Raw genomic sequence first — 9,697 nt, 5'->3', positions numbered from 1 at the left:
GTCAGCCAGCTGACCGCCCATCTCGGCGTAGAAGGGAGTGCGATCCAGGATCACCTCGACCTCAGAGGGAGCGGTGGCTGCCGGGGCCTCCACGCCATCGACGAGAAGCGCCTCAACCGTGGCCTCGGATGCCTGCTCGGTGTAGCCGAGGAACGTCGAACCGCCGCCCATCGCCTTTTCGATGTCGTGGAAGACGCGGACGTCGGTGTGCCCGGTCTTCTTCGAGCGGGCGTCGGCGCGTGCGCGCTCCTTCTGCTCCGCCATGAGGCTGCGGAAGCCCTCTTCGTCAACGGACACGCCCTGTTCGGCGGCCATCTCAAGGGTCAGATCGATCGGGAATCCGTAGGTGTCGTGTAGCGAGAACGCGGAGGCACCAGAAATAACGGGGGCCCCCTTCGACTCCTTCGCGCTCGCGACCGCAGCGTCCAGGATCGTCGTACCGGCACTGAGCGTGCGGCGGAACGCGTCTTCCTCCGCGTAGGCGACCTCGGAGATCGTCTTCCAGTTCGTCTCCAGCTCAGGGTACGAGGCCTTCATAGCATCCTTGGAGGCCGTCAACAGTGTCGGCATAGTCGCTTCATCGACGCCCAGGAGACGCATCGAGCGGACCGCGCGGCGGATCAGGCGGCGCAGCACGTAGCCGCGGCCATCGTTACCGGGGCGCACACCGTCGCCGATCAGCATGAGCGAAGAACGCACGTGGTCCGCCACAACACGCATGCGCACGTCATCGTCGTAGGCTGCCCCGGCCTCGGGACCGGCTGCACCCAAGCCGTAGCGCTTGCCACTCATCTGCATGGCGGCCTCAATGACGGGGAAAACCTCGTCGATCTCGTACATGTTGGGCTTGTCCTGCATGACGAAGGCCAACCGTTCCAGGCCGGCACCCGTATCAATCGCCTTTTTGTCCAGCTCACCCAGGAGCGGGTAGTCCTTGCCGGTGCCCTCACCACGCATGAACTGGTCGAACACCAGGTTCCAGACCTCGAGGTAACGGTCGCCGCCCGGATCCACGGCACCGCCCACAGCCTCGGGGCCGTATGCGGGACCACGGTCGTAGTGCCACTCGGCACAGGGGCCGGCGGGGCCGGGCTGGCCCGTATCCCAGAAGTTCTCCACACGCGGCAGGCGCACAATATGCTTGGGATCCATGCCGACCTGCTTCGTCAGGACATCGAGAGCCTCCTCGTCCTGATCCCAAATCGTCACCCAGAAACGGTCGCCGTCGAGGCCATACTTACCTTCGTCACGCGAACCCGTCAGCAGATCCCATGCGAAGTTAATGGCACCTTCCTTGAAGTAGTCACCGAAGGAGAAGTTACCGTTCATCTGGAAGAACGTACCGTGGCGAGTCGTCTTACCCACGTTGTCAATGTCGTTGGTACGAATGCATTTCTGCACCGACGTAGCCCTGGGCCACGGCGCAGGCTCAACGCCCATGATGTACGGAATGAAGGGAACCATGCCCGCGATCGTAAAAAGAATCGACGGCTCCGGGGACACCAGGGAGACGGAAGGACAGACCTCATGACCCTGCTTCTCGAAGTAGTCGAGCCAACGGGTGCGGATTTCAGACGTACGCATAGTGCCCCATGTTAGTCCGTCCCCACCTCTGTGGGCACATCGGCACGCACAAGCGGACTGTGGGATAAAGAAAATCGCGCCCCCAAGCTACGTGCTCAGGGGCGCGATTTGACAAACGTCAGCGCGAGTAGTGCTCGACGACCATCTGCACGTCGACGGTCACGGGGACCTCAGCGCGCTTCGGGCGACGAACCAGGGTCGCCTTCAGACGGGACAGCTCGACGTCCAGGTACTCGGGGACGGCGGGCAGCACGTCGCGGTGAATACCCTCAGCGGCGATCTCGAAGGGGACCGTGGTCTGCGACTTGGGCTTGACCTGGATGGTCTGACCGGGCTTCACGCGGAAGGAGGGGCGGTCGACGATCTTGCCGTCAACGAGGATGTGGCGGTGAACGACCACCTGACGGGCCTGCTGGATGGTGCGGGCGAAGCCGGCGCGCAGGACCAGGGCGTCCAGACGCATCTCGAGAAGCTCAACCAGGTTCTCACCGGTCAGGCCAGCAGTGCGGCGAGCTTCTTCGAAGGCGCGGCGCAGCTGCGACTCACGGATGCCGTACTGGGCGCGCAGACGCTGCTTTTCCTTCAGACGAACGGCGTAGTCGGAATCCTGGCGGCGGCGGGTACGGCCGTGCTCGCCGGGGCCGTAGGGACGCTTCTCGAAGTAGCGAACGGCCTTGGGGGTCAGGGCCAGGCCGAGGGCGCGGGACTCGCGCACCTGCTTGCGGGAACGATTCGTTGCCATGAAATCTTCTTCCTGTTTCTCATGTCATGTCAGGGCGGATCCCCGACATGGGGCCAACTCCAAAACCGGAAGCGGTTCGTCGGCTAAGGCCCCAGGTGCCCGCTCGTGCGGACAACTGTTCCATCCTAGCGTCTTTTCAGCAGACTTCGAATGGCAGCAAGCCTCTTCGTGAGGATCGCCTCATGTCCATTCTCTGTTGGCTCGTAGTAGCGGGTACCTTCAAGGTCGTCGGGAAGATATTGCTGGGCGGCTACATGATGCGGATGGTCGTGAGCGTAGAGGTAACCCTCGCCGTGCCCCAGCGTCTTCGCCCCCGCATAGTGAGCGTCACGCAGATGCTCGGGCACCGCTCCCCCGCGCCCCTTCCGAACATCTGCCAACGCCCGATCAATGGCCAGGTACGTGGCGTTCGACTTGGGTGCCGTCGCCACCGCAACAACCGCCTGCGCGAGAAGCAGGCGAGCCTCGGGCATTCCAATAAGAGCAACGCCCTGCGCGACGGCCACACATGTGGACAACACCTCGGGCGCAGCCATTCCAATCTCTTCAGAAGCGGCGATCACGATACGTCGCGCGATGAAACGCGGGTCCTCCCCCGCCTCAATCATCCGCGCTAAGTAGTGCAGCGCCGCATCAACATCCGATCCGCGCATCGACTTGATAAAAGCACTCGTGACATCATAGTGCTGGTCACGCCCCCAGCGAACGAGCGCCTGGTTAGCAGCAGCCTCGACACTGGCAACCGTGATCTCACCGGACCCGTCATCGCTGGCCACCCCCGCCGCCGCCTCCAGCAGCGTCAGAGACTTACGGGCATCCGAGCCAGCCAAGCGAACCAACCCAGCCACGGCCTCGTCTGTCATCGCGAAGCGGCCCGCAAGCCCACGTTCATCGGACAGCGCCCGGCGAACGAGACTTTCAAGCGCCTCAGACTCAAGCGGACGCAGCGTCAAAAGGAGCGAGCGAGACAGCAGCGGAGCAATCACTGAGAAGGACGGGTTTTCCGTTGTCGCCGCGACCAGCACTACCCATCGGTTCTCCACCGCTGGAAGAAGCGAATCCTGCTGCGACTTGGAGAAGCGGTGCACCTCATCCACAAAGAGGATTGTTTCCTCACCACTGCTCGCCAATGTCCGGCGCGCGCTGTCCACGACTCGACGCACGTCGCCCACGCCCGATGAGACAGCGGATAACTCAACAAAGCGTCGGCCCGACGCCCTGGCGATCAAATACGCGAGCGTCGTCTTACCCGTTCCCGGTGGACCCCACAGAACCACGGACGATACCGACACACCATCTCGAGAGCCGGGCGACAGGAGGCGACGCAGCGGAGCACCCTCACCGAGCAGATGCGATTGGCCGACAACCTCCTCCAGCCGAGAAGGTCTCATACGAACGGCGAGGGGCGCGTCCGCGGAAAACGCGGGCACGCCCAACTCGTCGAATGCTTCAGAATCAAACAGATCCATGAAACCTAGCCTACGTCAGGGTGACTCCCTGCGAGGAAGATCCGATCTTCGGACCGGACAGAACCTGGAGGACGACGAGGCCCCCCAGAATCAGCATGCACGCACCGGCACCGAGCAGGTAACCGTTCAAGCCCTCGGACTCATCGGCGGCATTCGAGGAGGACAGGACCTCCGCATGCAACTTCACAGAATCGGACGCATCCACCGACGCGCCCGCACCGGCAGCCGCAACGGTCGACGCGACCTTAAAGTCGGCCCAGCCGACAAGCTGGTGTGAGCGGTTCGCCACGACGACCTTGTATTCGCCCATGGGCAGGCCGACCACGTCCATCGTCACCTTGTTACCGTCTTCAACCTGAAGCCAGCGTGCTTCACCCGTCTGCATGATGTTGGCGCTCACCCACTCGCCAGCGCCAGCTTTGTCGGAGGGAACATTGATCGTCAGCTGTCCACCAGTGAAAGCCGCGCTCACGCCGCCCTTATTTGCATCAGTCAGCTCAGAGACATCCGATACGGGGGACACCGGGGTATCGGACGGCTGCGTCGCGTTCGCGGCAGGAGAAGCCGAAGCGGAAGGCGTTGCCGAAGGCGACGCGGAAGAAGTTGCGGTCGGCTGGACAACTGGCAACTGCGGATCATCAGGCTGAGGCGCGGGCGCAGGACTCACGGACGACGGTTCCGGGGCAGGGGCAACCGTGGGCTGAGGCGCGGGCGCGGGACTCTCGGACGGTCCCGGGGCGGGGTCACCCGTGGGCTGAGGCGCAGGCGCGGGACTCTCGGACGGTCCCGGCGCAGGGGCACCCGTGGGTTCTGCAGTCGGCTCCGGCGTTGGCTCGGCCGTCGCAGACGGGCTGGACGGCTCGAAGACCTTCACCGAGTAGTTGATTGTCTTCGCCAGGGTCTTGTCGTCCTTGTAGATCACGACGGTGACCCAGTGGGAACTACCGGGTTTCCAGGTCACTCCTTCCGCGTTGTTGGCGCCGTTAGGAACCGGAACGACCATCCTGTAGTTGTTGAGCGCATTTACCTTCCACAGGTCATCAGCGGTCACCGTGACTATTTCACCGGAGCGCTCGAAGGTAAGAGGCGCGGTCGGTGTCACGCCACCGTTATCCAAGATGACGCCCCAGTAGCCTGTCTTACCGTATTCCGCTTCAAACTCGGAGGCATTCTCGAGGTTGATAACGAACGTGGTGTTCGGGATAGGGAGGGGACCATCATTGTTATCGGCACGCGCAGCGAAACCGGGAATGGCGAGCGCACCTGCGGCGAAGAGGCATAGGGCCATGAGTACACTCATTACCCGACTGCGGCCAGCGAGCACCCGCGCTGCGAGGGCGGAAGTAACCCGTCCGTGCTGCATAACGGTTCTCCTTTGGGACTTAAATACTCAGAAGATATTGCCTGATAACCAGAGTAACAGCTACATCGGCTTCATGTGAAGGTCGAACACGCACCACCTGGTTAATGGTGACCATATTGGCATCGTGCGCAGGCGGCCCGATCTAGTGGAATGAGCCATGCGACTTGCGCACAATGCTGACCGTAGCAACGGCACCGAGCAACGCAAGCGCCCCACCACCTGCAAGGATCCATCCGTTGAGGCGACCCTCTTGCTCGCGGGCAGCCTGCTCCGTGGCCTGTCGTTCCGAGCGAGACCTAGGTCCAATCTCAGAAGCGGACACGCTCTGCTGTTCGCTGGACGAAGAGGGATCGGGGGTGGATGCTCCAGGCTGGGACGAGCCACCATTCGTATCCCCCCGAGACGAAGAGTTCCCGGGACGTGGCGATCCAGGCCTCGCCGAGTCAGCGGGCGCGGAGGCATCCGTCGATGACGAAGTCGAACCCTGAGCGTCGGAAGCCTGCTCACCTCTCACCTCGGAGGTTGTTACTTTCGGTTCGTCAGCAGGAGTGGCGGGCTGTGCCACCATTGAGGCAGCTTCATCGGGATCATTGCCTGCGGGCGCAGAGGGAGTTTCCTCCCTTGGCATGCCGGGCGTCACGACAGTGTAGTCAGGATCGGAGGGCTCAGGATCATCAGCTTTCATCGTGCACACCCGAACATCGACAGCGGTGTCAACGACACGCACCTTGGCTTCGACATACGTTCCGGTGATGGCATCGCCGATGTAAACCGTATGGGCTGACCCAACTTCCCAGGACGACGGGAGGGGAATATCCGTTGAGAAGGTCCCATCGGACGCCACGTCGGCGACGGCCCAGGCAGTACGATCACGACGAACAGCACCGGGAACCCAGCTAGGCAATTCCATTCCATCAGGACGCTTCGTCTCGCCATCATCGAGGGTGATGATAACGAATCCGCGTATCTGCTCAGTACCTGGACCCCAGCCAGAACCCTCAACATGAACCGACTCGCCCGCATGCACGATCGAGGAAAGAGAAGCCATCGACTCCGGACCCCGCGCAACGAGACAGGCGGCTGAAGTATCCGGGAGGGCATCTTCGCCAAAAGCAGGAGTTGCAGTGACAAACACGCCGCCAACAATGGACACCGACGCGGCCAACGCAAGCAGGGACAGGCGCAGCCCCTCGCTTCGCGTGAACGACCGTGGCGCCATGCGTGCCACCTTCCTTCTCTCATGGACAATTTTAGTAAGTTCGCTCAATTATGAACAGACCGACATGTCAGTGTCCGAGTAACTACGAGCTATACGCTCCATCCTATTAGCTCATCCCCAACACGCAATTGCGAACAACAAGCAAATTCATGGACCGGTGCGCCAAAACCTGATTTTACAAGGAAAATTATATATAATTGAAAAAAATTGTGAGCTAAATTATCGAATAACTGTCATCTAAAGTGACCTTCCGGTCAACATTTGAGACTATGAATCTCGTTTCTACCCCCGCTAGCGACGCGGAATGGCCAGCGGTGCCCCCGACTCAGGATCCTCGATGACAACGCATTCAACCTCGAACACGTCGGATATCAGAGAGGGCGTCACAATGTCTCGCGGCACTCCCTGAGCCACGATCCGCCCATCTTTCATACACACGAGATGCGTCGCGTAGCAGAAAGCAAGGTGAAGATCGTGCAATACCGCGACAACTGTCCGACCCCCCTCACGCAGGCGGTCCGCTAAACGCAGAACCTCCAGTTGATGATTCAGATCCAAATAGGTCGTCGGCTCATCCAAGAGCAGGATATCCGTCGACTGCGCCAGAGCCATCGCGATCCAGACTCTCTGACGTTGCCCACCAGAGAGCTCGCCGACACGTCTGGAGCCGAATGCGCTTACTCCGGCGTCACGCATTGCACGTGCCACGGCCTCGTCATCCTCCGTGCTCCACTGATGTGCGAGGGATTGATGCGGATAGCGGCCGCGCGCAACCAGGTCCTCCACCAACATGTCGCCCGGTGCAACAGACGATTGTGCGAGGAGACCAAGGCGGCGCGCAAGGGCCTTCTGGTTCAGGTCATTCAGGACCTGCCCGTCTAGCTCAACGACGCCGCAGCGCACGCTTAGCACGCGGGCGAGTGCCCGCAACAGCGTCGACTTGCCACATGCATTCGGGCCGACGATGACCGTCAGTTCGCCCTGCAGAACATCCAGTGAAAGCCCCTCCAGAATCGGAGAGTCCTTCCCGTAGCCAACGGTGATCGAATGGGCACGAAGCCCACCTTCATTGTGCCGATGAATCATGACGTTACCTCACCTCACGAACGAGTAACACGAGCAGATAGATGCCACCCACGACGCCAGTCACGACGCCCACCGGCATTTCATGGGGTGCCAGGAGCCGTTGCGCAACCACGTCGGAGGCGAGCACAAGAAGCGCTCCCACGACGGCAGACGATGCAAGCCCCACTCCCCCGTGACCACACACACGACGAGCAACGTGGGGGGCCGCCAAAGCGACAAAGGCCACCGGGCCTGCGACAGCGGTTGCCGTGGAAACCAACACCATCGCCGCAGCGATCACCGCGATCCGCACCTCGCGTACCCGCACCCCCAAGGCCATCGCCACATCATCCCCCATCGCAAGCACAGCGAGCGGACGTGCGAGCCAGGCAAGAACCAGCACAGTCACTGCAAGAACGAGGATGAACGGAGCAATGCGCACCATCGTCACACCGGAGAACGATCCTGCACTCCATAACTGCGCGCGCTGCGCCGCTTCCAGGGGAGCCTTGACGATCAGCAGTGAATTGATGGCGCGGAGAGCGGCGGAGAAACCGATGCCGACCAAGACGACCCGAATGCCTGTCACGCGGACGCCACCCGCGCAGGCAAGAATGAGCACACCCGACACGAGACCACCCACGAGCGCTCCGACGCCCGTCGTCGCAGGACTGGACCCACACACAATGATCGCAAGGAGAGCACCCGTCGCCGAGCCAGTCGACAGGCCGACGATGTCGGGACTACCCAGCGGGTTGCCAGAGACCGTCTGGAAGATGGCACCCGACAGGCCGAGCGCACATCCAACTCCCAGCGCTGCACACACACGCGGAAGACGAACAGACTGCACGAAGTACACGCCCAAGAAATCGTCTCGAGGCCCGCTATCGCCCATCAGTCGACGGAAAGACTCTGCAGCACTGAGACCATAATCCCCCAGCGTCAGCGAGTAAACGGACAGGCACACGGCAAGGAGTAGTCCAGCAACGACGACCGTGGCACTACGCAGATGAATGCGTAGCGAGACCCATGGCAATGCTAGTACCACGTAACGCCCGCTGTTCACGACATCCCCCGTCCACGCGCAGTTACGATAAAGAAAGGTGCCCCAATGAGCGCGACGATGACACCGACAGGCACCTCCTGAGGAGCCAGCACGAGGCGCGAGGCAACATCTGCGACGCACACCCACACAGCCCCCACGATGACGGACCAGAAAGCGATCAAGCCATGACGCGCGCCAACCGCGCGTCGGACGAGGAGCGGCACGGCGAGACCAACAAACGTGAGGGGACCCCCGAGTGCGGTCGCTCCTCCCGCGAGGGCTGTGACTGCCAGGGTTGCGAGTCCTCGAACAAGCCGTACCCGAACGCCGAGACCAACGGCGACCTCGTCTCCGAGCGTCAGAATGCCAAGAGCGGACGTCAGAAGCGCACCGAGCACCGTCCCGCCGCCGATGACAACGCTCGCCAAGACGAGCGAATCAACTCCAATCCCCTCGAAGGAGCCGGACGCCCAATAGCGGAACTCGTTGAAAGCAAACTGGTTGGCCGTCAGGATGGCCGACGTCAGCGACGCCAGTGCAGCTGACACAGCGATACCCGCCAGTGCCAGGCGTGCACGCGAGGTGCGTGCGCCCCGGCCAGACAGTGCAAAGACGAGGGCGGAGGCTACTCCGGATCCTATCAACGCAGCGCCGAGGGTGACGGCGCGCGTCGACACGCCCATGAGCGCGGTCGCCGACACGACCGCGAAGGCAGCCCCTGCGTTGACGCCGAGGATGCCAGGATCAGCGAGCGGATTGCGCGTCATCGCTTGCATGATTGATCCCGCTAAGCCGAGCGCGCCCCCGATGATGAGCGCTGCAACGGTCCGGGGTACACGAAGGGATAGCACCACCCGCGCGTCCTGGGTCTGGCCTCCGTAGCGAAGCGCGTCCCACACGAGGGCAGGTTCAATGTGCCGCGACCCCAGCGCCAGCGAAGCAACGATGATGAGGGCAAGGACCAGCGCCGCCACGGCGCAAGCGGTGGCGGCGCTGGTCACGCTGCGGGCTCTCATGTCAGGCCCACGCCTGATCGGGCGCGCTCATCTCCAGCGTCAGGACGCCGGGACAAACTGGGCTTCGATGGAGGAAACGATGCCGTCCATCAGGAGGTAGCCGCCGGTGGAGGTCCACAGGGAGCCGTCGACGGGGATGACGTGGTCGGCCTGAACGGCACGAAGCGAATCAAAGCCGACGGTCGACTTGGCTT

General features: G+C 62.2%; 8 protein-coding genes and 1 pseudogene. All 9 read right to left on the bottom strand.

What is annotated here, in order from left to right; genetic code table 11:
* The coding region (gene alaS / locus QZ149_RS09650) for an alanine--tRNA ligase (RefSeq protein ID WP_291451225.1) at window positions 1-1,584 on the bottom strand (1,584 nt) is incomplete at its 3' end.
* A gap of 118 nt (window positions 1,585-1,702) precedes the next feature.
* Window positions 1,703-2,326 carry a 30S ribosomal protein S4 gene (rpsD, locus tag QZ149_RS09645; RefSeq protein WP_009056277.1) on the bottom strand — a complete coding sequence of 208 codons (624 nt, stop codon included), beginning with the start codon at window positions 2,324-2,326 and terminating at the stop codon, window positions 1,703-1,705.
* A gap of 125 nt (window positions 2,327-2,451) precedes the next feature.
* On the bottom strand, window positions 2,452-3,795 hold the full coding sequence (locus QZ149_RS09640; RefSeq protein ID WP_291451224.1) for a replication-associated recombination protein A: 1,344 nt from the start codon (window positions 3,793-3,795) through the stop codon (window positions 2,452-2,454).
* A gap of 10 nt (window positions 3,796-3,805) precedes the next feature.
* Complete coding sequence (locus QZ149_RS09635) at window positions 3,806-5,083, bottom strand: procyclic acidic repetitive family protein (protein WP_291451223.1); 1,278 nt, start codon at window positions 5,081-5,083, stop codon at window positions 3,806-3,808.
* Between the two features lie 217 nt (window positions 5,084-5,300).
* The gene (locus QZ149_RS09630) at window positions 5,301-6,377 is read right to left on the bottom strand and encodes a hypothetical protein (RefSeq protein WP_291451222.1); all 1,077 of its coding nucleotides are present in this window, start codon (window positions 6,375-6,377) and stop codon (window positions 5,301-5,303) included.
* Window positions 6,378-6,668: 291 nt separating this feature from the next.
* Window positions 6,669-7,463 (bottom strand): ABC transporter ATP-binding protein, encoded by a 795-nt coding sequence (locus tag QZ149_RS09625; RefSeq protein WP_291451221.1) that lies wholly within the window; start codon window positions 7,461-7,463, stop codon window positions 6,669-6,671.
* Between the two features lie 4 nt (window positions 7,464-7,467).
* Window positions 7,468-8,508 (bottom strand): iron chelate uptake ABC transporter family permease subunit, encoded by a 1,041-nt coding sequence (locus QZ149_RS09620; protein ID WP_291451220.1) that lies wholly within the window; start codon window positions 8,506-8,508, stop codon window positions 7,468-7,470.
* On the bottom strand, window positions 8,505-9,503 hold the full coding sequence (locus tag QZ149_RS09615) for an iron ABC transporter permease (RefSeq protein WP_291451219.1): 999 nt from the start codon (window positions 9,501-9,503) through the stop codon (window positions 8,505-8,507). Before QZ149_RS09615 ends, QZ149_RS09620 begins: the two co-directional genes overlap by 4 nt.
* A 39-nt stretch (window positions 9,504-9,542) precedes the next feature.
* A pseudogene (locus QZ149_RS10025) lies at window positions 9,543-9,697 on the bottom strand (iron siderophore ABC transporter substrate-binding protein); the annotation flags it as partial.

The sequence above is a fragment of the Actinomyces sp. ICM47 genome (assembly GCF_905369875.1).
Classification (GTDB): Bacteria; Actinomycetota; Actinomycetes; order Actinomycetales; family Actinomycetaceae; genus Pauljensenia.
The sequence above is the reverse complement of the archived record's forward strand: the minus strand, read 5'-3'. Positions and strand labels throughout refer to the sequence as shown.